This window comes from Micromonospora rifamycinica, from assembly GCF_900090265.1.
Lineage (GTDB): Bacteria > Actinomycetota > Actinomycetes > Mycobacteriales > Micromonosporaceae > Micromonospora > Micromonospora rifamycinica.
This window is the reverse complement of record NZ_LT607752.1, coordinates 2,248,791-2,274,893: the sequence shown is the minus strand read 5'-3', so window position 1 is coordinate 2,274,893 and position 26,103 is coordinate 2,248,791. Positions and strand designations below refer to the sequence as shown.

Here is a 26,103-nt window from a genome sequence, read left to right as displayed (position 1 = left end):
TTCCTGATTACGTATCCCTCGCCTGGTCCGGCCGGCGCCCGGCGTGTCGCCCGGATACGCCGTACCGCACCGAGCGGCCGTGCAGACATCGACGCCAGCGCCCGATCCCGTGCGCCCGGTGCGAACCGAGGGAGTTGCCCCGTGACCATCGATCAGGAGATCCGCAAGTACCCGTTCAGCGAGTCACCCGGGATCGACATCGACCCGGCGTACGGGCTGCTGCGCAGCACCGAGCCGCTGGCCCGGGTGCAGCTCCCCTACGGCGAGGTGTCCTGGCTGGCCACCCGCTACGAGGACGTCAAGACCGTGCTGACCGACCCCCGGTTCAGCCGGGCCGCGGCGCAGGGCAAGGACCAGCCCCGCCTCCGCGAGGAGATGACCTACGAGGGCATCATCGGCCTCGACCCGCCGGACCACACCCGGCTGCGCAAGCTGGCCGGCAAGGCGCTGACCGCCCGCCGGGTCAACGAGATCCGCGCGGACGCGCAGCGGATCGCCAACGAGTACGTCGACGACATGATCGCCAAGGGTTCGCCCGGCGACCTGGTGGAGATGTTCGCGCTGCCCTTCCCGATCACGGTGATCTGCGAGCTGCTCGGCGTCCCGTTCGAGGACCGCGCCCAGTTCCGGATCTGGACCGAGGGGCTGACCAGCACCAGCGAGCAGCTCATGAGCTACGTCGAACAGCTCTTCGGCTACATGGGCAAGCTGGTCGCCCAGCGCCGCGAGCAGCCCACCGACGACCTGCTCGGCGCGCTGGTCAAGGCCCGTGACGAGGGCGACCGGCTGACCGAGCAGGAGCTGCTCTCCATCGCCGGGGTCGGGCTGCTGCTCACCGGCGTCGAGACAGTCTCCACGCACATCCCCAACTTCGTCTACGCGCTGCTCACCCACCCGGAGCTGATGGCGCAGCTGCGCGCCGACCGGAGCCTGGTGCCGGCGGCCGTGGAGGAGCTGCTGCGGATGATCCCGCTGAACCCGGCCGCCATGTTCCCCCGCTACGCGGTGGAGGACGTGGAGCTGAGCGGCGTCACCGTCCGCGCCGGGGAGCCGGTGCTGGTCTCCCTGCCCGGGGCCAACCGCGACCCGGAGGTCTTCGACAACCCGGAGACCTTCGACTTCACCCGCGAGCAGAACCCGCACGTCGCGTTCGGCCACGGCCCGCACCACTGCCTCGGCGCGCAGCTCGCCCGGATGGAACTCCAGGTGGCCCTGCACACCATCCTGGACCGCTTCCCCGAGCTGAGCCTGGCCGACGGCGACGCCGGGGTGTCGTGGAAGTCCGGCCTGCTGGTCCGGGGTCCGAACCGGCTGCTGGTGGCGTGGTGAGCGCGGTGGACACCCGCTGGACGGTGACCGTCGACCGGGACGCCTGCATCGGCACCGGGGTCTGCGCCGGCGCGGCCCCCCGCCAGATCGAGATCCGGGACGGCAAGGCGTCCGCCCTGGCCCCGCAGACCGAGCCCGACGAGGCGGTCATCGACGCCGCCGACATGTGCCCGATGTCCGCGATCACGGTCCGCGACGCCGCCTCCGGCGCGCTGCTCGCGCCCGAGGAGTGAACCACCGCCCCGACCGGTGAACCCCCACCGGTCGTCGTGAGGCCGCCGCGACCGGTCCCCTACCGGTCGTGGCGGCCTCGCCGTGACCGGGCGCCGAAAGCCGACACACCGAGCCGGGCGTCGAACCCGGAGACCTAGTGGAGCGTGCCATGAGCGAGTCCGTGAACCCCACCGGTGCCCAGCCCGACGCGCTGTCGGCACTGCGGCGGCGGCTGGAGGGCCGCACGGCCGACGAGCGGGACCGGGCGCTCACCGCCCTGGTCCGGGAGCAGGCCCGCGACGTGCTGCGGACCGTGCTGCCCGACGGCCCGGACGCGGTCGAGCCGGGCCGGCCCTTCCGCGACCTGGGCTTCGACTCGCTCGCCGCGGTCGAGCTGCACCGCCGGCTCACCGCCGCCACCGGCCTGGACCTGCCGGTCACCCTGGTCTTCGACCATCCGACGCCGCAGGCGGTCGGCCGGCTGCTGCGCGGCCTGCTCGGCGGGGACGCCGCCCCCGCCCCGGCCGTCGCGCCGTCGCGCCGGCCCACCGCCGACGACGAGCCGATCGCGGTGGTCGGTATCGGCTGCCGCTACCCCGGGCACAGCACCTCCGCCGACGACCTGTGGCGGCTGGTCTTCGAGGGCCGGCACGTCATCACCGACTTCCCGACCGACCGGGACTGGGACACCGAGGGGCTGTACGACCCGGACCCGGGCAAGCCCGGCAAGACCTACGTCCGCCAGGGCGGCTTCCTGGAGGGCGCGGCCGAGTTCGACGCGGAGTTCTTCGGCATCAGCCCGCGCGAGGCGATGACGATGGACCCGCAGCAGCGGCTGGTGCTGGAGACCGCCTGGGAGGCGCTGGAGGACGCCGGCATCGACTCGGCGTCGCTGCGCGGCAGCCAGACCGGCGTCTTCATCGGCGCCGAGCCGCAGGAGTACGGCCCCCGGCTGCACGAGGCCCCGGAGGGCCTGGACGGCTACCTGCTCACCGGTAACGCGCCGAGCGTGGTGTCCGGCCGGCTCGCCTACACCTTCGGCTTCGAGGGGCCGACGCTGACCGTGGACACCGCCTGCTCGGGTTCCCTGGTCGCCCTGCACCTGGCCTGCCAGGCCGTCCAGCGGGGGGAGTGCACCACCGCGCTCGCCGGTGGGGTCGCGGTGATGGTGCACCCGGGCGCGTTCACCGCGTTCAGCCGGCAGCGGGGTCTCGCCCCGGACGGCCTGTGCAAGCCGTTCGCGGCGGCGGCCGACGGCACCGGCTGGGCCGAGGGCGTCGGCATCCTGGTGCTGGAGCGGCTCTCCGACGCCCTTCGTAACGGCCACCGGGTGCTCGGGGTGATCCGCGGGTCGGCGATCAACCAGGACGGCGCGTCCAACGGGTTGACCGCCCCGAACGGGCCGTCCCAGCAGCGGGTGATCCTGTCCGCGCTGGCGTCGGCCGGGCTGGCCCCCACCGACGTCGACCTGGTCGAGGCGCACGGCACCGGCACCCGGCTCGGCGACCCGATCGAGGCGCAGGCGATCATCGCCACCTACGGCCGGGACCGCCCCGCCGACCGGCCGCTCTGGCTCGGCTCGCTGAAGTCCAACATCGGCCACTCGCAGGCCGCCGCCGGTGTCGCCGGTGTGATCAAGGTGCTGATGGCGATGCGGCACCGGGTGCTGCCGCGCACCCTGCACGTCGACGCGCCCACCCCCAACGTCGACTGGTCCGCCGGGACCGTCGCCCTGCTCACCGAGGCGCGGCCGTGGGACGACCCGGGCCACCCGCGCCGGGCCGGGGTCTCCTCGTTCGGGGTCAGCGGCACCAACGCGCACGTCATCGTGGAGGAGCCGCCGGCCGTCGCCGACGAGGCCGTCGCCGCCGTGCCGCAGCAGCCCGGCGGGGTGCTGCCGGTGGTGCTCTCCGCCCGCAACGAGGCGGCGCTGCGCGACCAGGCCGCCGCGCTGCTCGCCGTCGTGGACACCGACGGGGACGCCCCGGAGCTGCTGGACGTCGCGTACTCGCTGGCCACCACCCGGACCGCGCTGGAGCACCGGGCGGTGCTGGTGGCCGGGGACCGGGCCGGCGTGGCCCGGGACCTCGCCGCCCTCGCCGACGGCGGCGGCCCGTCCGGCGTACACCTCGGGCCGGCCACCGGTGGCGGGCTCGGCTTCCTGTTCACCGGCCAGGGCAGCCAGCGACTCGGCGCCGGCCGGCAGCTGTACCGCAGCCACCCGGTCTACGCCGCCGCGTTCGACGACACCTGCGGCTGGCTGGACCTGCAACTGGACGTGCCGCTGGCCGACGTCCTGTTCGCCGAGCCCGGCACCGCCGAGGCGGCCCTGCTCGACCAGACCGCCTACACCCAGTGCGCGCTGTTCGCCGTGGAGGTCGCCCAGTTCCGGCTGCTGGAGTCCTGGGGGATCCGGCCCGACCTGCTCGCCGGGCACTCGATCGGTGAGCTGGCCGCCGCCCACGTCGCCGGGGTGCTCTCGCTGGAGGACGCGGCGCTCCTGGTCGCCGCGCGCGGCCGGCTCATGCAGCAGCTCCCCGCCGGGGGCGCGATGGTCTCGGTGCAGGCCACCGAGGAACAGGTCCGCCCGCTGCTCGCCGGCCGCGAGGCCCAGGCGGGCCTGGCGGCGGTGAACGGCCCGACCTCGGTGGTGCTCTCCGGGGACGAGGACGCCGTGCTGGAGATCGCCGCCGCCCTCGCCGCCGCCGGGCACCGGACGAAGCGGCTGCGGGTCAGCCACGCCTTCCACTCGCCGCTGATGACCCCGATGCTCGCCGAGTTCGACCGGCTCGCCCAGGTGCTCAGCTACCGTCCGCCGACCATCCCGATCGTCTCCACGGTGACCGGTCGGCCGGTGCTCTCCGGTGAGCTGTGCGACCCCGGGTACTGGGTGCGGCACGTCCGCGACAGCGTCCGGTTCGCCGACGCGGTGCGGGCGATGGCCGACGAGGGGGTCGGCACCTTCCTCGAACTCGGACCGGCCGGTGTGCTCTCCGCGATGGGTCCGGCCTGCCTGGGCGAGGACGCCGACGCCGCCTTCGTCCCGCTGCTGCGCCCCGACCAGGACGAGGAGACCGGTGTCGTCGCCGCCGTCGCCCACGCCCACGTGCGCGGGGTGCCGGTGGACTGGGCGGCGTTCTTCGCCGGGCGGGGCGCCCGCCGGGTGGCGCTGCCCACCTACCGGTTCCAGCGTCGCCGGTTCTGGATGTCCTCCGGTGGGGGCAGCGCCGACGCGACCGGCTTCGGTCAGCTCGCCGCCGGCCACCCGCTGGTCGGCGCGGTGGTCGGGCTGGCCGGCGGTGACGGGATGGTGCTCACCGGACGGGTGTCGCTGCGCAGCCACCCGTGGCTGGCCGACCACACCATCTCCGGCGTGGCGTTGCTGCCCGGCACCGCCTTCGTCGAGCTGGCGGTCCGGGCCGGCGACCAGGTCGGCTGCCCCACGGTGGAGGAGCTGACCCTCCAGGCCCCGCTGGCGCTGGACGAGCGCGGCGTGGCCCTCCAGGTGGTCGTCGGGGTCGCCGACCCGGCCGGCCGTTGCCCGGTGGCCGTCTACTCCCGCCCCGACGGGGCCGACCCGGACGGGCAGCTCTGGACCCGTCACGTCAGCGGCTTCCTCGCCCCGCAGGCCGCCGACGCCGGGCAGCCGCTCACCGAGTGGCCGCCGCGCGACGCCCGGCCGGTCGACCTGGCCGGCGTCTACGCCGAGCTGGCCGGTCAGGGCTACGGCTACGGCCCGGTGTTCCAGGGGCTCAAGGCCGTCTGGCGACGTGGCCCCGAGGTGTACGCGGAGGTCGCGCTCCCCGCCGACAGCCGGGCCGAGGCGGCCCGCTTCGGCCTGCACCCGGCGGTGCTGGACGCCGCCCTGCACGCCATCGACGCGGCCCGCCGGGGTGAGCCCGCCGACGGCGAGGTGCGTATCCCGTTCGCCTGGAACGACGTCACCCTGCACGCCGCCGGTGCGGCCGAGGTGCGGGTCCGGATCGCCCCGGCCGCCGGGGACAGCGTGTCGGTGACCCTCGCCGACACCACCGGCGCACCGGTCGCCTCGGTGCGCTCCTTCGTCTCCCGGCCGGTCTCCACCGCGCAGCTCACCGCTGCCCGGGGCGGCTACCACGAGCGGCTGTTCCGGCTGGAGTGGACGACGTTGGGCCACCGGCCCGCCCCGGCGGGCACCCCCCGCTGGGTGGTGCTCGGCGACGAGCGGATCGGCACGGCGATCCGGCACGCCGACCCGGCCGCGTTGGGCGCGGCGATCGACGCCGGTGCCACCGCCCCGGAGTGGGCGTTCGTCGGCGTCACCACCGGTGACGTGCGGGCCGCCACCGCCGACGCGTTGGCGCTGCTCCAGCAGTGGCTGGCCGACGCGCGGCTGGCCGGCACCCGGCTGGTCTTCGTCAGCCGGGTCGACGACCTCGCCGCCGAGGCGGTCCGGGGTCTGGTCCGGGCCGCGCAGACGGAGAACCCGGACCGGTTCGTCACCGTCCAGCTCACCGACGCACCGACGTCGTTGCTGACCGCCGCCCTGGCCACCGGCGAACCGGAACTGCGGCTACGCGACGGCGGGATCAGTGTGCCCCGGCTCGCCCGGGTCGCCGTCGCCCCGCCCGCCCTGCCGAGCTCCGACGCGGCCCTGTCGGGCTCCGACACCGCCCCGAAGGACGCCGACGCCGACGCCGACGCCGGCACCGCCACCAGCTGGCCGACCGACGGCACGGTGCTGGTCACCGGCGGCACCGGTGGGCTCGGCGCGCACGTCGCCCGGCACCTGGCCGGCCGGCACGGCGTACGCCATCTGTTGTTGACCAGTCGTAGCGGCCCGGCGGCGGCCGGTGTGGCGGCGCTGCGCGCGGAGCTGGAGGCAGCGGGCGCGAGCGTCGAGGTGGCCACCTGCGACGCCGCCGACGCCGACGCGTTGGCCGCGCTGCTCGCCGCCGTCCCGGCCGACCGGCCGCTGCGGGCCGTGGTGCACGCCGCCGGCATCGTCGACGACGGCACGATCGGCTCGCTCACCCCGGACCGGCTCGACGCGGTGCTGCGGGCCAAGCTGGACGGCGCGCTCCACCTGGACGCGCTGACCCGCGACGCCGACCTGACCGCCTTCGTGCTCTTCTCCTCCCTGGCGAGCCTGCTCGACTGCGCCGGGCAGGGCAACTACGCCGCCGCGAACGCCACCCTCAACGCGCTGGCCGTCGCCCGCCGGGCCGCCGGGCTGCCCGCCGTCGCGCTCACCTGGGGGCTGTGGACCGGTGACAGCGGGATGGGCGGCAAGCTGGACGCCGCCGCGTTGCAGCGGATCGAACGCTCCGGCATGCCCGGCCTCACCCCGGCAGAGAACCTGGCCCTGCTCGACGCCGCGCTCGGCGTCGACGAGCCGGTGCTCGCCCCGGTCCGGGTCGACCTGACCGCGCTGCGCAACCGGCCGGACGGGGTGCCGGCGCTGCTGCGCGGCCTGGTGCCGCTGCCGGCACGACGCAGCGCCCAGGCGGCCGGCCCGGCGGACGCGACGCAGGGGCTGGCCCGGCAGTTCGCCACGATCAGCCCGGCCGAACGGGACCGGTTCACCCTCGACCTGGTCCGCGAGCACGTCGCCGCCGTGCTCGGGCACGACGGCGCGGACGCGATCGAGCCGCGCCGGGCCTTCAACGAGCTGGGCTTCGACTCGCTGGCCGCGGTGGAGCTGCGCAACCGGCTCAAGGCGGCCACCGGGCTGCGGCTGCCGGCGACCCTGGCGTTCGACTACCCGACCCCGGCGGCGCTGGCCGAGTTCGTGGTCGCCACCGTGTCGGGCTCCGGCGCGGACGTGACGACGTCGGATCCCGCGCCGACCCCGTTCACCCAGGAACCGATCGCGATCGTCTCGATGAGCTGCCGCTTCCCCGGCGGGGTGAGCACCCCGGAGCAGCTCTGGACGCTGCTGGAGAGCGGCACCGACGCGGTCTCGGGCTTCCCGGCCGACCGGGGCTGGGACCTGGCCGGCATGTACGACCCGGAGCCCGGCAAGCCCGGCAGGACGTACTCGATGGAGGGGGGTTTCCTCTACGACGCGGCCGACTTCGACGCGGAGTTCTTCGGGATCAGCCCACGCGAGGCGACGGCGATGGACCCGCAGCAGCGGTTGATGCTGGAGACCTCGTGGGAGGTGCTGGAGCGGGCCGGGATCGACCCGACCTCGCTCAAGGGCAGCCCGACCGGTGTCTTTGCGGGAGTCATGTACCACGACTACGCGCTGCGGCTGCACCAGGTGCCCGACGAGCTGGCCGGCTACCTGGGCAACGGCAGCCTCGCCAGCATCGTCTCCGGCCGGGTGGCCTACACCCTCGGGTTGGAGGGGCCGGCGGTGTCGATCGACACGGCGTGCTCGTCGTCGCTGGTGGCGATCCATCTGGCGGTGCAGGCGCTGCGGGCCGGGGAGTGTTCGCTGGCGCTGGCCGGCGGCGTCACCGTGATGGCCACTCCGGACACCTTCCTCGACTTCAGTCTCCAGCGCGGCCTGGCCAGGGACGGCCGGTCGAAGTCCTTCGCCGCCGGGGCCGACGGCACCGGCTGGGGCGAGGGGGCCGGCATGCTGCTGCTGGAGCGGCTCTCCGACGCCGAGCGGCACGGCCATCAGGTGCTGGCGGTGATCCGGGGTTCGGCGACGAACCAGGACGGTGCGTCGAACGGGTTGACCGCGCCGAACGGTCCGTCGCAGCAGCGGGTGATCCGGCAGGCCCTGGCCTCGGCGGGGGGCATCCCGGCGACCGAGGTGGACGTGGTGGAGGCGCACGGCACCGGCACGGCGCTCGGTGACCCGATCGAGGCGCAGGCGTTGTTGGCGACCTACGGGCAGGGTCGGTCGGGGGACCGGCCGTTGTGGTTGGGGTCGATCAAGTCCAACATCGGGCACACCCAGGGTGCGGCCGGGGTGGCCGGCGTGATCAAGATGGTGCTCGCGATGCGCAACGACCTGCTGCCGCGCACCCTGCACGCCGAGGAGCCGTCGCCGCAGATCGACTGGTCGGCGGGGGAGGTGCGGCTGCTCAATGAGCCGCAGCGGTGGCCGGAGCTGGACCGGCCGCGGCGGGCCGGGGTGTCGTCGTTCGGGATCAGCGGCACCAACGCGCACGTCATCCTCGAACAGGCCGCCCCGGTGGCGGAACCGCCGGCCGACACCCCCGAGCCCGTCGGCCCGGCGGTGCTGCCGTGGCTGCTGTCCGCCCGGTCGGTGGAGGCGCTGCGGGCGCAGGCGGACCGGATCGCCGGCACGAACGCGGACCTCGACGTGGCGTACTCGCTGGCGGTGACGCGGGCCGCGTTGGAACGCCGGGCGGTCGTGGTGGCCGCCACCGGCGCGGACGCGCTCCGTGCCCTGCGCTGCGTGGCGGACGGGACCGACACGGCCGACGTGGTGTACGGGTCGCCGTCGGCCGGGAAGCTGGCCGTGCTGTTCACGGGTCAGGGCGCGCAGCGCCGGGGGATGGGCCGTGAGCTGGCGGCGGCGTACCCGGCCTTCGCGGAGGCGTTCGCGCAGGTGTGCGCGGAGCTGGACCCGAAGCTCGACCGGCCGTTGCGGGAGGTGCTGTACGAGCAGCCCGAGGCCGGCGACACCGCCCTGGTGGACCAGACCGTCTACAGCCAGGCCGCGTTGTTCGCCGTCGAGGTGGCGTTGTTCCGGCTGCTGGAGTCGTGGGGGATCCGGCCCGACCTGGTGGCCGGGCACTCGATCGGCGAGGTGACGGCGGCCCACGTGGCCGGGGTGCTGTCGCTGGCCGACGCGGCGACCCTGGTGGCGGCGCGTGGCCGGCTGATGCAGTCGATGCGGCAGGACGGCGCGATGGTCGCCGTCGAGGCGTCCGAGGCGGAGGTGCGTGCGGCACTGGACGGCCTGGAGGCGCGGGCGGGCATCGCGGCGGTGAACGGCCCCCGGGCGGTGGTCGTCTCCGGCGACGCCGAGGTGGTGGAGTCGGTCGCGGCGGAGCTGCGCGAGCGGGGACGGCGGACCAAGCGGCTGCGGGTGAGCCACGCCTTCCACTCGCCGCACATGGGACCGATGCTGACGGAGTTCCACGAGGTCCTCGCCGGCCTGACCTACGACCGGCCGCAGCTGCCGGTGGTGTCCAACGTGACAGGTGCGTTGGCGGACCCGGAGGAGCTGCGCGACCCGGGTTACTGGGTGCGGCACGTCCGGGAGGCGGTGCGGTTCGGCGACGGGGTGGCCGCCCTGGAGGCTGCCGGCGTCACCACGTTCCTGGAGGTCGGCCCGGACGCGGTGCTCACCGCGATGGGCCGGGACTGCGTGACCGACGAGGACGCGGTGACGCTGGTGCCGGTGCTGCGGGCCGGCCGGGACGAGCCGACGACCCTGCTGACCGCCCTGGCGACCCTGCACACCCGGGGGGTGGCGGTGGACTGGCGGGCCTGGTTCGCGCCCACCGGCGCCCGGGGCACCGAGCTGCCCACCTACCCGTTCCAACGCCGCCGCTACTGGATCAACGCGACCAGCGCGGCGACCGACGTGGCGTCGGTGGGCCTCGGGGCGGCGGGCCACCCGCTGTGGGGCGCGTCGGTGTCCATGGCGGAGTCGGGGGAGGTGCTCTTCACCGGCCGGTTCTCGGTGGACGACCACCCGTGGCTGGCCGACCACGCGGTCGCCGGCACGGTGCTGCTGCCCGGCACCGGCTTCGTCGAGCTGGTGCTGCACGCCGGTGAGCACGTGGGGCTGCGGCACCTCGAGGAGCTGACCCTGCACGCCCCGCTGCCGCTGACCGGCGGCGGCGCGGTGCAGGTGCAGCTGTTGACGACGGCCGACGACGGGGCACGCCGACGTACCGTCACCGTGCACTCCCGTCCCGAGCACGCCGACCCGGACCTGCCGTGGACCCGGCACGCCACCGCCGTGCTCGCCGACCCGCCGGCCGCTCCCGCCGTCGACCTGACGGCCTGGCCGCCGCCGGGCGCGGTGCCCGTGCCGGTGACCGGGTTCTACGACGACCTGGTGGCACAGGGGTACGAGTACGGCCCGGTCTTCCAGGGCGTGCAGGCCGTCTGGCGGGCCGGCGAGACGGTGTACGCGGAGGTGTCGTTGCCGGCGGAGGCGCACGCCGACGCGGCGCGCTTCGGGCTGCACCCGGCGCTGCTGGACGCGGCGCTGCACGTGGTGGGGATCGGCGAGGAGGCGTCGGCGGACCGGCCGCCGTCGGTGCCGTTCGCCTGGACGGACGTCACGCTGCACGCCACCGGTGCGACCGCGCTGCGGGTCCGGGTCACCCCGGCGGGCACCGGGGCGGTGTCGCTGCACCTGGCCGATCCGACCGGTGCGCCGGTGGCCGAGGTCGGTGCGCTGGTGTCCCGGCCGGTGCAGCTCGCCGCCGTGGACGCCCCCGACGGCAACCTCTACCGGGTCGACTGGAGCCCGGTGCCGGTGACCGCCGCCCCGGCCACCTCCTGGGCCTACCTGGAGGAGCTGGCCGACGAGGCCCCGGAGCTGGTGCTCACCCGCCTCGCCGACCCGTCGGCCGCCCCGGCCGACGTCGAGTCGGCGTCGCGGGCCACCGTGGCGGCGGTGCTCGGGCTGCTCCAGCGCTGGCTGGCCGACCCCCGGTCGACCGAGTCCCGGCTGGTGGTGCTGACCAGCGGCGCGGCCGATGGCGTCACCGACCTGGTCCAGGCTCCGGTGTGGGGTCTGGTCCGGGCCGCGCAGGCGGAGAACCCCGGCCAGTTCGTGCTGGTCGACGCCGCCCCGGAGACTCCGGTCGAGCAGATCGTGGCGGCGGTCGGCACCGGCGAGCCGGAGCTGTCGGTGCGCGACGGGCAGGTACGGGTGCCTCGGCTGGTCCGCGCCGCCCCCGGCGGGACCGGGTGGCGGGCGCGCGGGCCGGTCCTGGTGACCGGCGGCACCGGCGTGCTGGGCTCGCTGGTCGCCCGGCACCTGGTCACCACGCACGGTGTCCGTGACCTGGTGCTGGTCTCCCGGCGCGGACCGGACGCCCCGGGGGCCGCCCGGCTGCGTGAGGAGCTGGCCGGGCTCGGCGCCGCCGTCGAGGTGGTCGCCTGCGACCTGGCCGACCGGGACGCCGTGGCCGCCCTGGTCGACGGGATCCCCGGGCTGGCGGCGGTGGTGCACACCTCCGGCGTCCTCGACGACGGGTTGACGACCTCGCTGACCGTGGCGCAGCTCGACGGCGTCTGGCGGGCGAAGGCCACCCCGGCCTGGCACCTGCACGAGCTGACCCGGGACCGGGACCTGGCGGCGTTCGTCCTGTTCTCCTCGGCCGCCGGCGTGGTGGACGGTTCCGGGCAGGGCAACTACGCCGCGGCCAACGTGTTCCTCGACGCTCTCGCCGAGCACCGGCGCGGGCTCGGTCTCGCGGCGACCGCGCTGGCATGGGGGCTGTGGGAGGAGCGCAGCGGGATGACCGCGCACCTTGGCGAGGCCGACCTGGCCCGGATGGCCCGCTCCGGCATCCTGCCCATCAGCTCCGCGCAGGGCCTGGCCCTGCTGGACGCGACGGTCGACGCCGACGCGCCGGTGTTCGTGCCGGTCCGGTTGGACACCGCCGCGCTGCGTGCCCAGGGCCAGCAGCTGCCGGCGCTGTTCCGGGGCCTGGTCCGGCTGCCGGCCCGGCGGGCCGCCGGGGCGGGCGCGACGCCGGCCGGCGGATCGGCGTTGCACCGGCGGCTGGCCGGTCTGACCGACACCGAGCAGCGACACCTGCTGCTCGACCTGGTCCGGGTCGACGTGACCGCGGTGCTCGGCCACGACAGCCCCGCCAGCGTGGAACCCACCCGTGCGTTCCGGGAGATCGGCTTCGACTCGCTGGCCGCGGTGGAGCTGCGCAACCGGCTGAACACCGCGACCGGGCTGCGGCTGCCGGCCAGCCTGGTGTTCGACTACCCGAACCCGACCGCGCTCGCCGACTACCTGCACACCCGGCTCGTCGGGGCGGCCACCCCGGTCGCGGCGACCGTCGCCACCGCGGTCGCCGACGACGAGCCGGTCGCCATCGTGGCGATGAGCTGCCGCTATCCCGGGGGCGTGCGTACCCCCGAGGAGCTGTGGCAGCTCCTCGTCGACGGCGGCGACGCGATCACCCCGTTCCCCACCGACCGGGGCTGGGACCTCGACAACCTCTACGACCCGGAGCCCGGCAAGCCCGGCAAGACGTACTCGATGGAGGCCGGTTTCCTCTACGACGCGGCCGACTTCGACCCGGACTTCTTCGGGATCAGCCCGCGCGAGGCGGTCGCGATGGACCCGCAGCAGCGGCTGCTGCTGGAGACCTCGTGGGAGGCGCTGGAGCGGGCCGGGATCGACCCGACCTCGCTGCGCGGCAGCCTCACCGGGGTCTTCGCCGGGGTGATGTACCACGACTACGCCAGCCGGTTGCCGGAGGTCCCCGAGGACCTGGTCGGTTACCTGGGCAACGGCAGCATGGCCAGCGTGGCCTCGGGCCGGATCTCGTACACGCTGGGGTTGGAGGGGCCGGCGGTCAGCGTCGACACGGCGTGCTCGTCGTCGCTGGTGGCGATCCACCTGGCCGTGCAGGCGCTGCGGGCCGGGGAGTGTTCGCTGGCGCTGGCCGGCGGCGTCACCGTGATGTCCGCCCCGGACACCTTCGTCGAGTTCAGCCTCCAGCGTGGCCTGGCCGCCGACAGTCGGGTCAAGTCCTTCGCGGCCGGTGCCGACGGCACCGTGATGTCCGAGGGTGTCGGCATGCTGCTGCTGGAGCGGCTCTCCGACGCCGAGCGGCACGGTCACCACGTGCTGGCGGTGATCCGGGGTTCGGCGATCAACCAGGACGGTGCGTCCAACGGGTTGACCGCGCCGAACGGTCCGTCGCAGCAGCGGGTGATCCGGCAGGCCCTCGCGGCGGCCGGCGGTATCCCGGCCACCGAGGTGGACGTGGTGGAGGCGCACGGCACCGGCACCAGCCTCGGCGACCCGATCGAGGCGCAGGCCCTGCTGGCTACCTACGGGCAGGACCGGTCGGCGGACCGTCCGCTGTGGTTGGGGTCGATCAAGTCCAACATCGGCCACACCCAGGGTGCGGCCGGGGTGGCCGGCGTGATCAAGATGGTGTTGGCGATGCGGAACGGTCTGTTGCCGCGGACGTTGCACGCCGCCGAGCCGTCGCCGCAGATCGACTGGTCGGCCGGGGAGGTGCGGCTGCTCAACGAGCCGCAGCGGTGGCCGGAGTCGGACCGGCCGCGGCGGGCCGGGGTGTCGTCGTTCGGGATCAGCGGCACCAACGCGCACGTCATCCTCGAACAGGCCGCCCCGGTGGCGGAACCGCCGGCCGACGCCCCCGAGCCGGCGGTCCTGCCGTGGGTGCTCTCGGCCCGCACCGACCAGGCGCTGCGGGAGCAGGCCGCCCGGGTGGCCGCCGTGGCCGCCGACGAGGGCGCACGGGCCGGTGACCTGGCGTACGCGCTGGCGACCGGGCGGGCGGTGCTGGACCGGCGGACGGTGCTGGTCGGCGACCGGGCCGACTTCGTCGCCGGGGCACGGGCGTTCGCCGAGGACGGCGTCGCCCCCGGCGTGCTCCGGGGCGGCACCGTCTTCGTCTTCCCCGGCCAGGGCTCGCAGTGGCTGGGCATGGCGGTGGAGCTGATGGACTCGTCGCCGGTGTTCGCCGAGCGGATCGCCGAGTGCGGCGCGGCCCTGTCCGAGTTCGTGCGGTGGCGGCTGACCGACGTGTTGCGGGGAGTCGCCGGTGCGCCGTCGATGGACCGGGTGGACGTGGTGCAGCCGGTGCTGTGGGCGGTGATGGTGTCGCTGGCCGGGCTGTGGCGTTCGTACGGCGTGCGGCCGGACGCGGTGATCGGCCACTCGCAGGGCGAGATCGCCGCCGCCGTGGTGGCGGGCGGTCTGTCCCTGCGGGACGGCGCGGCGGTGGTGGCGCTACGGAGTCTGGCGATCGCCGAGGAGCTGGCGGGCCGGGGCGCGATGGCCTCGGTCGGCCTGCCCGAGCGGCTGGTGGCCGAGCGGCTGGCCGGCTACGCCGGGCGGGTCTCCGTCGCCACCGTCAACGGCACCTCCTCGGTCGTCGTCTCCGGCGACCCCGACGCGGTCGACGACCTGGTCGCCGCCCTCACCGCCGAGGGCGTCCGGGCCAAGCGGGTCAACGTCGACTACGCCTCGCACTCCGCCCAGGTGGAGCGGATCGAGCAGCGGCTGCTCGACGTCCTCGCCGGGATCACCCCCCGCGCCGCCAGCGTGCCGTTCTACTCGACGGTCAGCGCGGGTGTCCTCGACACCGCCGGGCTGGACGCCCGGTACTGGTACACGAACCTGCGGCAGACGGTCCGCTTCGAGGAGACCACCCGGGTGCTGCTCGGCGCGGGCATGCGGGTGTTCCTGGAGTGCAGCGCCCACCCGGTGCTGACCATGGGGATCGAGGAGACCGCCGCCGACGCGGGCGTCGAGGTCGCCGCGGTCGGCTCGCTGCGCCGGGACGAGGGCGGCCTGCGCCGGTGGCTGACCTCGCTGGGCGAGGCGTTCACCCGGGGCGTGGCGGTGGACTGGTCGCCGGTGCTGCCGGCGCGTCCCCGTGGCGAGGTGCCGCTGCCCACCTACCCGTTCCAGCGCCGCCGGTACTGGATCGACGCCGTCGGCGGCACCGCCGACCTGGCCTCGGCCGGGCTCGGCTCCGCCGGCCACCCGCTCTGGGGCGCGGCGGTCGGCATGGCCTCCTCCGGTGAGGTGCTCTTCACCGGCCGGATCTCCCTGGACACCCACCCGTGGCTGGCCGACCACGCCGTCAACGGCACGGTGCTGCTGCCCGGCACGGCCTTCGTCGAGCTGGTGCTGCACGCCGGTGACCACGCCGACGTCGGCCACCTCGACGAGCTGACCCTGCACGCCCCACTGGTGCTGCCCGAGCGGGGGGCCGTCCAGGTGCAGCTCCTGCTGGGCGCCCCCGACGACGACGGCCGGCGCACGGTCACCGTGCACTCCCGGCCGGAGCACACCGAGAGCTGGATCCGGCACGCCACCGGCATCCTCTCCGCCGACGACCCCGGGGCCGCGTTCGACCTGACCGCCTGGCCGCCGCCGGGTGCCGTGCCGGTGCCGGTCGCCGGCCTCTACGACGACCTGGTGGCCCAGGGCTACGAGTACGGCCCGGTGTTCCAGGGCGTGCAGGCGGCCTGGCGGGTCGGCGACGTGGTGTACGCCGAGGTGGCGCTCCCGGAGGAGGCGCACGCGGAGGCGGGCCGCTTCGGTCTGCACCCGGCGTTGCTGGACGCCGCCCTGCACGCGGTGGGGCTCGGCGAGCCGGTGCCCGCCGGTCGGCCGCCGTACCTGCCGTTCGCCTGGACCGGGGTGACCCTGCACGCCACCGGCGCGACCGCGCTGCGGGTGCGGATCACCGCCGCCGGGCCGGAGACCGCCACCCTGCACCTCGCCGACGTCCACGGTGCCCCGGTGGCCGTCGTCGGCGCGCTCGTCTCCCGTCCGGTCCAGCTCACCGCCGCCGGTCCGACCGAGGGCGACCTCTACCGGGTCGACTGGACGACCGTCCCCACCGGCACCGCCACCGAGTCGTGGGGCTACCTCGAAGGGATCGGTCTGGGCGTCCCCGACGTGGTGCTCGCCCCGCTCACCCCGGCCGGCGACGACCCCGACCGGGCCGCCGCCGCCCACCGGGCCACGGCGGAGACGCTGGCCCTGCTCCAGTCCTGGCTCGCCGATCCGGCGCAGGCCGCCGCCCGGCTGGTGGTGGTCACCCACGGTGCCGTCGACGGCGGCACCGACCTCGCCCACGCCCCGGTGTGGGGTCTGGTACGGGCCGCGCAGGTGGAGAACCCGGGCCAGTTCGTGCTGGTGGACGCGGATCCGGAGACCCCGGTGGAGGAGATCCTGGCCGCCGTGGGCACCGGTGAGCCGGAGCTGTCGCTGCGGGACGGGCAGGTCCGGGTGCCCCGCCTGGTCCGGGCGACCGGTGTCGACGGGACCTGGCGGGCCGAGGGTCCGGTGCTGGTGACCGGTGGCACCGGCGTGCTCGGCGCGCTGGTGGCCCGGCATCTCGTCGCCGGGCACGGGGTCCGGGACCTGGTGCTGGTGTCGCGGCGGGGGCTGGCCGCCCCCGGCGCGGTCGAGCTGCGCGACGAGTTGACCGCGCTCGGCGCGGACGTCGAGGTGGCCGCCTGCGACCTGGCCGACCGGGCGGCCGTCGCCGCCCTGCTGGACGGCATCCCGACCCTGGCCGCCGTGGTGCACACCACCGGCGTGCTGGACGACGGGCTGCTGGCCACGCTGACCCCGGCGCAGCTCGACGCGGTCTGGCGGGCCAAGGCCACCGCGGCCTGGCACCTGCACGACCTCACCCGCGACCGGGAGCTGTCCGCGTTCGTGCTGTTCTCCTCCGCCGCCGGGGTGCTCGACGGTGCCGGGCAGGGCAACTACGCCGCCGCCAACGTCTTCCTCGACGCCCTCGCCGGGCACCGACGGGCGCTCGGCCTGCCGGCGGTCTCGCTGGCCTGGGGCTTCTGGGAGCAGCGCAGCGGGATGACCGCGCACCTCGGGGAGGCGGACGTGGCCCGGATGGCCCGTTCCGGCGTCCTGCCGATCGCCTCGGAGCAGGGCCTGGCCCTGCTCGACGCGGCGGTCGCCACCGACGCGCCGGTGCTGGTGCCGGTCCGGTTGGACACCGCCGCGCTGCGGGCCCAGGGCCAGCAGTTGCCGGCGCTGTTCCGGGGGCTGGTCCGGCTGCCCGCCCGGCGGACGGCGGCCACCGGGGCCGCCCCGGCCACCGGCTCCGGCCTGCACCGGCAGCTCGCCGCCCTCGGCCCGGACGACCAGCACCGGATGCTGCTCGACCTGGTCCGGGCCGCCGTCGCGGCAGTCCTCGGCCACGACAGCGGAACCGCCGTCGACCCGACCCGGGCGTTCAAGGAACTCGGGTTCGACTCGCTCGCCGCTGTCGAGCTGCGCAACCGGCTGAACACCGCCACCGGGCTGCGGCTGCCGGCCACCCTGGTCTTCGACTACCCGAACCCGACCGCGCTCGCCGACCACCTGCACGAGACGGTCGTCGGCGGCCCGGTCGACGTGGTACGGGCCGACGCCCCCCGCCCGGTGGCCGACGAGCCGATCGCGATCGTCGCGATGAGCTGCCGCTTCCCCGGCGGGGTACGCAGCCCGGAGGACCTGTGGCAGCTCCTGCTCGACGGGGCGGACGCCATCTCGCCGTTCCCCACCGACCGGGGCTGGGACCTCGACGCCCTGTACGACCCGGAGCCCGGCAGGCCCGGCCGGACGTACTCGACGCAGGGTGGTTTCCTCTACGACGCGGCCGACTTCGACCCGGATTTCTTCGGGATCAGCCCGCGCGAGGCGACCGCGATGGACCCGCAGCAGCGGCTGCTGCTGGAGAGCTCGTGGGAGGCACTGGAGCGGGCGGGCATCGACCCGTTGTCGCTCAAGGGCAGCCCGACCGGCGTCTTCACCGGCGTCATGTACCACGACTACGGCAGCCGGCTGCCGTCCGTGCCGGACGAGCTGGCCGGTTACCTGAGCAACGGCAGCATGTCCAGTGTGGCGTCCGGCCGGATCTCGTACACCCTGGGGCTGGAGGGGCCGGCGGTCAGCGTCGACACCGCCTGCTCGTCGTCGCTGGTCGCCATCCACCTGGCCGTGCAGGCGCTGCGGTCGGGGGAGTGCTCGCTGGCGCTGGCGGGCGGGGTGACGGTGATGTCCACCCCGGCCACCTTCGTCGAGTTCAGTCTCCAGCGCGGACTCTCCGCCGCCGGGCGGTGCCGGTCGTTCGCGGCCGGCGCGGACGGCACGACGATGTCCGAGGGCGTCGGCATGCTGCTGCTGGAGCGGCTCTCCGACGCCGAACGGCACGGTCACCGGGTGCTCGCGGTGGTCCGTGGCTCGGCGGTCAACCAGGACGGCGCGTCCAACGGGTTGACCGCGCCGAACGGCCCGTCGCAGCAGCGGGTGATCCGGCAGGCGCTGGCCGCCGCGGACGTCCCCGCCGACCAGGTCGACCTGGTGGAGGCGCACGGGACCGGCACCACGCTGGGCGACCCGATCGAGGCGCAGGCCCTGCTGGCCACCTACGGCCAGGGCCGGTCGACGGACCGGCCGTTGTGGCTCGGCTCGGTGAAGTCGAACATCGGGCACACCCAGGGCGCGGCCGGGGTGGCCGGGGTGATCAAGGCGGTGTTGGCGATGCGCCACGACCTGCTGCCCCGCACGTTGCACGTGGACGAGCCGTCGCCACAGGTGGACTGGTCGGCCGGGGAGGTGCGGCTGCTCACCGAGCCGCAGCGGTGGCCGGAGCTGGACCGGCCGCGGCGGGCCGGGGTGTCGTCGTTCGGCATCAGCGGCACCAACGCGCACGTCATCCTCGAACAGGCACCCCCGGTGACGGAACCGCCGACCGACAAGCCCGCGACCGTCGCCCCGCCGGTGCTGCCGTGGCTGCTGTCGGCGCGGTCGGAGGAGGCGCTGCGGGTCCAGGCCGGCCTGGTCGCCGACACCGGTGCCGACCTCGACGTGGCGTACTCGCTGGCCACCACCCGGGCGGCGTTGGAACGTCGGGCCGTCGTGGTGGCCGCCGAGGGCCAGGACGCGCTGCGCGCCCTGCGGGACCTGGCCCGGGGCGGCGACCCCGCCGAGGTGGTCCGGGGCACGCCGTCGGCCGGCAAGCTCGCCGTGCTCTTCACCGGTCAGGGCGCCCAGCGCCTCGGCATGGGCCGCGAGCTGGCCGCCGCGTACCCGGCGTTCGCCGAGGCGTTCGAGGAGGTCAGCGCGCACCTGGACGCGAAGCTGGACCGTCCGCTGCGCGAGGTGCTCTACACCGAGCCGGACGTCGCCGACGCGGCCCTGCTCGACCAGACCGTCTACAGCCAGAGTGCGCTGTTCGCCATCGAGGTGGCGCTGTTCCGCCTGCTCGACTCGTGGGGGATCCGGCCCGACCTGGTCGCCGGGCACTCCATCGGCGAGGTCGCCGCGGCCCACGTGGCCGGGGTGATGTCGTTGGCCGACGCCGCCACCCTGGTGACCGCGCGGGGCCGGCTGATGCAGGGCATGCGCGAGGACGGCGCGATGGTGGCCGTCGAGGCGTCCGAGGCGGAGGTACGCCGGGAGCTGGCCGGACGCGAGGCGGAGCTGGGCATCGCCGCGGTCAACGGACCGCACGCGGTGGTGATCTCCGGTGACCACGACGCGGTGGGCGCGATCGCCGACGGCTGGCGGGCCAGGGGACGCCGGACCAAGCGGCTGCGGGTCAGCCACGCGTTCCACTCCCCGCACATGGAGCCGATGCTGGCCGAGTTCCACCGGATCCTCTCCGGCCTGGCCTTCGCCCCGCCGCGGGTGCCGGTGGTCTCCAACCTGACCGGCCGGCTCGCCGACCCCGACGAGATCTGCGACCCGGGGTACTGGGTGCGGCACGTCCGGGAGGCGGTCCGGTTCGGCGACGGCATCGCCACCCTGGAGGCTGCCGGCGTCACCACGTACCTGGAGGTCGGCCCGGACGCGGTGCTCACCGCGATGGGCCGGGACTGCGTCACCGACACCGACCGGGCCGCCCTGGTGCCGGTGCTGCGGGGCGGCCGGGACGAGGCGGCGACCCTGCTGACCGCCCTCGCCACCCTGCACACCCGGGGTGTCCCGGTGGACTGGCGAGCCTGGTTCGCGCCCACCGGCGCCCGGGTCACCGCACTGCCGACGTACCCGTTCCAGCGGCGTCGACTCTGGCTGGACGCCCCGGCGGGCGGTGGCGACGTGCCGGGCCTCGGCCAGCGTCCGGCGGCCCACCCGCTGCTCGGCGCGGTGGTCGGCCTGGCCGACGCCGACGGCACCGTGCTGACCGGCCGGCTCTCGCTGCGGACCCACCCGTGGCTGGCCGACCACGCCCTCGCCGGGACGGTGCTGCTGCCCGGGACGGCGTTCGTGGAACTCGCCGTGCGCGCCGGTGACCAGGTCGGCTGCGCCCTGGTGGAGGAGCTGACCCTCCAGGCCCCGCTGACCGTCCCGGAGCGGGGCGGGGTGGACCTCCAGGTGGTGGTCGGGTCGCCCGACGAGTCGGGACGGTGCCCGGTCACCGTGCACTCCCGCCCGGCGGACGGGGTCGACGGGTGGACCCGGCACGCCACCGGCGTGCTGGCCCCGGTGGCCCCCGCCGCGCCGGCCGCGCCCGTCGGGGACACCTGGCCGCCGACCGGTGCCACCCCGGTCGACCTGGACGGCCGCTACGACCGGCTGGCCGAGGCCGGATACCACTACGGCCCGCTGTTCCAGGGGCTGCGGGCCGCCTGGCGACAGGGCGACGAGGTGTACGCCGAGGTGGCGCTCCCCGAGGACGCCTGGTCCTCGGCCGGGCGGTTCGGCCTGCACCCGGCACTCTTCGACGCCGTGCTGCACGCCCTGGACCTGGCCGAGCCGGACCGGCCCGACGAGGGCCGGCTCGAGGTGCCGTTCGCCTGGCGCGGGGTCGCCCTGCACGCCACCGGCGCGGCGGCGCTGCGGGTCCGGCTGACCCGGACCGGCCCGGACGAGATCGCCTTCGAGCTGGCCGACGCCGACGGCGCTCCGGTCGCCTCGGTCGCCTCGCTGGTGGTCCGGCCGCTCGCGGCCGACCAGCTCGGCCCAGCCGGCACCGCCCACCGTTCCGCGCTCTACCAGGTCGTCTGGACCCCGGTGCCGACCGCGCCGGCCGGGCCGACCGACCGTACGGTGGTGCTCGGCGACACGGACCTGGGCCTCGGGGTGCCCCACCATCCGGATCTCGTCGCGCTGGCGGCCGAGGTCGGGCGGACCGGGGTCGCGCCGCAGACCGTCGTGGTGCCCTGGCGGGCGGCGGGGGACTCGACGGTGCCGGCGACCACCGGGGCGCTGGAGCTGCTCCAGCGGTGGCTCGCCGACGACCGGTTCACCGGGGCGCGGCTGGTGCTGGTGACCACCCGTGCGGTCGCCACGGGCGAGGGCGAGGACGTGCCCCGGCCGGTGGACGCCACGGTCTGGGGCCTGGTCCGGGCCGCCCAGGAGGAGAGTCCGGGCCGGTTCGTCCTGGTCGACGTGGACGGCGCGGATCCGGCGGGGCTGCGCGCGGCGCTCGCCGCCGCTGCCGAGCCACAGCTCGCGGTACGCCCCGGCGGGCTGCTCGCGCCCCGGCTCGCGCCGCTGCCGGTGCCCGCGGGTGAGCTGCCCGCCGGCCCGGATCCGGACGGCACCGTGCTGGTCACCGGCGGCACCGGCGGGCTGGGCCGGCTGGTCGCCGAACACGCCGTGACCCGGCACGGGGTACGGCGGCTGCTGCTGGTCAGCCGGCGTGGCCCGGCCGCGCCCGGGGTGGACGAGCTGGTCGCCAAACTGTCGGCGGCCGGTGCGCAGGTGACGGTGGTCGCCTGCGACCTGGCCGACCGGTCGGCGGTGGCGGACCTGCTCGACGCGGTGCCCGCCGCGCACCCGCTGACCGGGGTGGTGCACGCCGCCGGTGTGCTCGACGACGGTCTGCTGCCGGCGCTCACCGGCGAGCGGTTGGCGGCGGTCCTGGCCCCCAAGGCGGAGGCCGCGCGTCACCTGCACGAACTCACCCTGCACCTGCCGTTGCGCTGGTTCGTGCTGTTCTCCTCGGCGGCGGCCACGCTGGGTGGTGCCGGTCAGGCCAACTACACCGCCGCCAACGCCTACCTGGACGCTCTCGCCCAGCACCGCCGGGCGCACGGGCTGGTCGGCACCTCGTTGGCCTGGGGCCTGTGGGCCGAGTCGGGCAGTGGGATGACCGCTCACCTGGGCGAGGCGGACCTGCGCCGGATGGCCCGGTCCGGGGTGACCGCGCTGTCCACGGTGGACGCGTTGGCGCTGTTCGACGCGACCACCCGGCCGGTTCCGGCCCTGGCGCTCCCGGTCCGTCTCGACCTGGCCGCGATCCGGGCCCGGAGCGAGGGGGTGCCGCCGTTGCTGCGCGGCCTGGTGCGCGCCCCGGCGCGGCGGGCGGCGGGTGGCCCGGCGGCCGGGGAACGGTCGCTGGCCGACCGGCTCGCCGGCCTGCCGGCGGAGGAGGCCGACCGGCTGGTCACCGAGCTGGTGCGGGGGCAGGCGGCCGAGGTGCTCGGCCATGCCCGTCCACACGTGGTCGACATGGACAAGGGCTTCCTGGAGCTGGGGTTCGACTCGCTGGCCGCCGTGGAGTTCCGGAACAGTCTCGGCGCGGCCACCGGCCTGCGGCTGTCCGCGACGCTCATCTACGACCACCCCAGTCCGGCGGCGGTGGCCCGGTTCGTGCGGACGGAGCTGACCGGTGACCTGCCGGCCGCCCCGTCGCTGGAGGCCGAGCTGGCCCGGCTGGAGGCGCTGCTGGACGGCACGGTGCCGGACGAGGCGGAGCGGGGCCGGATCTCCGTCCGGCTCCAGGGGCTGGTGGCCCGGTGGAACACGGCGTACGGCGTGGCGGCGGTGGAGCCGGCCACCCGGGACCTGGCATCGGTCTCCGCCGACGAGTTGTTCGACATCCTCGACGACGAACTGGAGGCATCGGACTGACCTGCCTCCGTCGGGCCGGCCCGGGGTCCGTCGACGCCCATGGCGTTCGGCGGGCCTCGGGCTTCCTCCCCGGAGAAGGGTGGGTATTTGTCCACCTTCGGCGTGGGTCCACGACCGTATCGCGTCACCAGGTGACCTCGTACGGTAGTGGTCGTGCGGCTGGAGGTGTCGGTTCGCCGCAGGTCCCACCATGGTGGACACGGGGAGGCAGGGAGGATGCGGGTGCGACTCGAACAGGGGATCGTCGCCAGGGTCACCCGGAGCGGGCAGCTGGAGCTGACCTGCCAGCAGGCCGGAGTGCGCTACCGGTTCGGGGCGACCGCCGCGGCGATGTGGATCGCGTTGCAGCAGCAGGGCGGTTCACCGGAGCGCGCCGCCGGGGTCCTCGCCCGACAGTGGGCGGCCGATCCGGTGATCACCCGACGGGATTTCGACGTGTGGCTGGAGGACCTGCTCCGTGCCGGCCTGGTGCGGGTGGAGTGACCGGGTGGCCCGGTACCCCTACCGACCCCCTGCCGGCGTGCCGGCCGTCGGGGCGGGGCGGCCCGGACCCCTGTTCCGGGTGGGGTCAGTCGCCGGTGGGGGTGTTGATCGCGCCGACGATCAGTTGCAGCGCCCGGGCCAGCTCCTTGCCGGACGGGGCCGCCTCGGGGTCGAGCAGCCGCTGCACCGTCAGGCCGATCATCAGGGCCAGCAGGAACGAGCCGAGGGCCCTACGGGTGCCGTCGCTGACGTTCTCGCCGCCGTCGCGGATGACGAAGGCGGCCAGCGCCGGGCGGGCCCGGGAGTAGCTGTCGGCCAGCTGCTCCCGCAGCACCGGCAGGTGTTCGGCCAGCGCGAACGCCTCGATCCCCGCGACCCAGAGCGGCCGGTGGGTGCCGAAGGACTCCACCAGACCGGACCACATCGACTCCAGCCGGTCCAGCAGGTCGGGTTGGGTGCCGTCGCGGAGCACCCGGTCGATCTCGACGCCCCATTCCTCGAACGCCTGCACCAGGGCGGCGGTCAGCAGGGCCTCTTTGGAGCCGAAGTGGTAGCCGATCGACGCCAGGTTGGTGTCTGAGGCGGCAACGATGTCGCGGGCGGTGGTGCGCGTGTAGCCGCGCTCGTACAGGCAGACTCTGGCCCCTGCCAGCAGGCGTTCCCGATGACCCACGGGCGTCACCCTACTCGGAACCACCCCCTAATTCACCCATCGGATGTATACGCCTGTATAAATTCGATGGTAGCTTTCGGCCATGGCTACAGCGCAGGCAAAGGCCGGTCGTCGCGAGTGGATCGGTCTCGCGGTACTCGTCCTGGTGACTCTGATCATCAGCATGGACATGACCGTGCTGTCGTACGCCCTGCCGTTCATCACGGCGGATCTCCAGCCGACCGGCAGCCAACTCCTCTGGATCACCGACGTCTACGCCTTCGTGCTGGCCGGCCTGCTGATCCCGATGGGCACGCTGGGCGACCGGATCGGCCGCCGTCGGCTGCTGATGATCGGCGCGGCGGTGTTCGGGGTGGCCTCCGCGGCCACCGCCCTGTCCACCAGTCCCGGCATGCTGATCGGCACCCGGGCGGTGATGGGCGCCGCCGGGGCGACGCTGATGCCGTCGACCATGTCGTTGATCCGCAACATGTTCCACGACGAGAACGAGCGTCGGGCCGCGATCGGGCTCTGGGCGGCGGGGTTCTCCGCGGGCGGCGTCATCGGCCTGGTGGCCGGGGGTGCGCTGCTCCAGTACTTCTCCTGGGGCACCGTCTTCGAGATCAACGTGCCGATCATGCTGCTCCTGCTGGTGCTCGCCCCGCTGCTGCTGCCGGAGTTCCGTGACCCGGCGGCCGGGCGGCTCGACCTGCTCAGCACGGTGCTGGCCTTCGTCGCCGTGCTGCCGATGATCTGGGGCGTCAAGCAGTTCGCCGAGGACGGCGTCGACTGGCCCCAGGTGTCCGGGGTGGTCGGCGGGCTGATCCTGCTGGCCGTCTTCGTGCTGCGCCAGCGACGGGTCGCCGACCCGGTGATCGACGTCCGGCTGTTCCGCGCCCCGGCGTTCAGCGCGGCGGTGGTGATGAACGTGCTCGCCAACTTCGCGCTGGTCGGTTTCATGTTCTTCATCAGCCAGTACCTCCAGCTGGTGCTCGGGCTGCGGCCGTTCAGCGCCGGCCTCTGGTCGCTGCCGGCGGCGGGCGCGGCGGGTATCGGCGCGGCGGTGCTGGCCCCGATGCTGGCGCAGCGTTTCCGGCGGGCCTACGTCGCCGCCGGTGGCCTGCTGGTCGGGGCCGCCGGCTGCCTGGTGCTCGCCCAGGTCGGCGACGAGGTCGGGTTGACCCAGGTGGTGGTCGGCCAGGCCCTGATGACGGGCGGCATCGCGATGGTGCTGACCCTGAGCGCCGAGTTGATCGTCTCCACCGCGCCGCCGGAGCGGGCCGGTGCCGCCGCCGGGCTCTCCGAGACGGGCAGCCAGTTCGGTGCCGCGCTCGGCGTGGCGATCCTCGGCAGCATCGGCACGTTCGTCTACCGGCGGCAGCTCTCCGGGGCGGCCCCCGACGGCGTGCCGGCGGACTCCTGGGTCACCGCGCGGGAGACCCTCGGAGGCGCGGTCGAGGAGAGCCGGACGCTGTCCACCACTGCGGCGGAGACGCTGGTGACGGTGGCCCGTGCGGCGTTCGCCGACGAGCTGCGGGTCGCCGCGGTCGTCTCGGCCGGCATCCTGGTGGTGACGGCGGTCCTGGCGGCCGTGCTGCTGCGTGACGTGGGCGTGTCGGTCCCCGGGCAGCAGCCGGCCGGTGGACCGGAGGACACCCCGACCCCGGCCCCTGCCGACCCGGCCCCTGCCGACCCGACCCTGGCCGCCGGTGCCGGTCCGGTTGCCGCGCCGGCCGAGGCCACGGCGTCGGGGGACACGGTCACCGGGGGCACCGGCCGGGCCGACGCCGGGCCGGGCACCGAGATCCGGATCGGACCGGAGTCGGCCACGCCGGCCGGGCACCGCCCGGCGCATCCGGTGGCCTGACCGCGCTCCCGGGCGGCCCCCGGCGTACCCGCCGGATCCGGCTGATCCGGCCCGCCCGTCCGCGCCGCGTCGGCTAGG

Annotated in this window: 6 protein-coding genes; 5 read left to right on the top strand and 1 reads right to left on the bottom strand. The window is 75.4% G+C overall.

The annotated features are described in order from the left end of the window. Positions 1-141 precede the first annotated feature (141 nt). From GA0070623_RS09150 to GA0070623_RS09135, 4 genes are all read left to right on the top strand, one after another. Complete coding sequence (locus GA0070623_RS09150; RefSeq protein ID WP_067314809.1) at positions 142-1,329, top strand: cytochrome P450; 1,188 nt, start codon at positions 142-144, stop codon at positions 1,327-1,329. Further along, positions 1,326-1,562, top strand: coding sequence for a ferredoxin (locus GA0070623_RS09145; protein ID WP_067314812.1), 237 nt, complete (start codon positions 1,326-1,328; stop codon positions 1,560-1,562). The genes GA0070623_RS09150 and GA0070623_RS09145 overlap by 4 nt, the downstream gene beginning before the upstream one ends. Before the next feature lie 137 nt (positions 1,563-1,699). Further along, positions 1,700-23,023 carry an SDR family NAD(P)-dependent oxidoreductase gene (locus GA0070623_RS09140; RefSeq protein WP_407937972.1) on the top strand — a complete coding sequence of 7,108 codons (21,324 nt, stop codon included), beginning with the start codon at positions 1,700-1,702 and terminating at the stop codon, positions 23,021-23,023. 216 nt (positions 23,024-23,239) lie between these two features. Then, on the top strand, positions 23,240-23,506 hold the full coding sequence (locus tag GA0070623_RS09135; RefSeq protein ID WP_067311877.1) for a PqqD family peptide modification chaperone: 267 nt from the start codon (positions 23,240-23,242) through the stop codon (positions 23,504-23,506). A gap of 85 nt (positions 23,507-23,591) precedes the next feature. Here GA0070623_RS09135 and GA0070623_RS09130 read toward each other — a convergent pair whose 3' ends face one another. Further along, on the bottom strand, positions 23,592-24,179 hold the full coding sequence (locus GA0070623_RS09130) for a TetR/AcrR family transcriptional regulator (protein ID WP_067311874.1): 588 nt from the start codon (positions 24,177-24,179) through the stop codon (positions 23,592-23,594). Positions 24,180-24,261: 82 nt separating this feature from the next. On the opposite strand from GA0070623_RS09130, the gene GA0070623_RS09125 reads away from it, so the two are divergent. Then, complete coding sequence (locus tag GA0070623_RS09125) at positions 24,262-26,025, top strand: MFS transporter (RefSeq protein WP_067311871.1); 1,764 nt, start codon at positions 24,262-24,264, stop codon at positions 26,023-26,025. Positions 26,026-26,103 lie beyond the last annotated feature (78 nt).

Bases quoted from the DNA above. Each gene is read 5' to 3' on its own strand.
- GA0070623_RS09125 (WP_067311871.1), top strand. From the start codon at position 24,262: ATGGCTACAGCGCAGGCAAAGGCCGGTCGTCGCGAGTGGATCGGTCTC.
- GA0070623_RS09135 (WP_067311877.1), top strand. From the start codon at position 23,240: ATGCGGGTGCGACTCGAACAGGGGATCGTCGCCAGGGTCACCCGGAGC.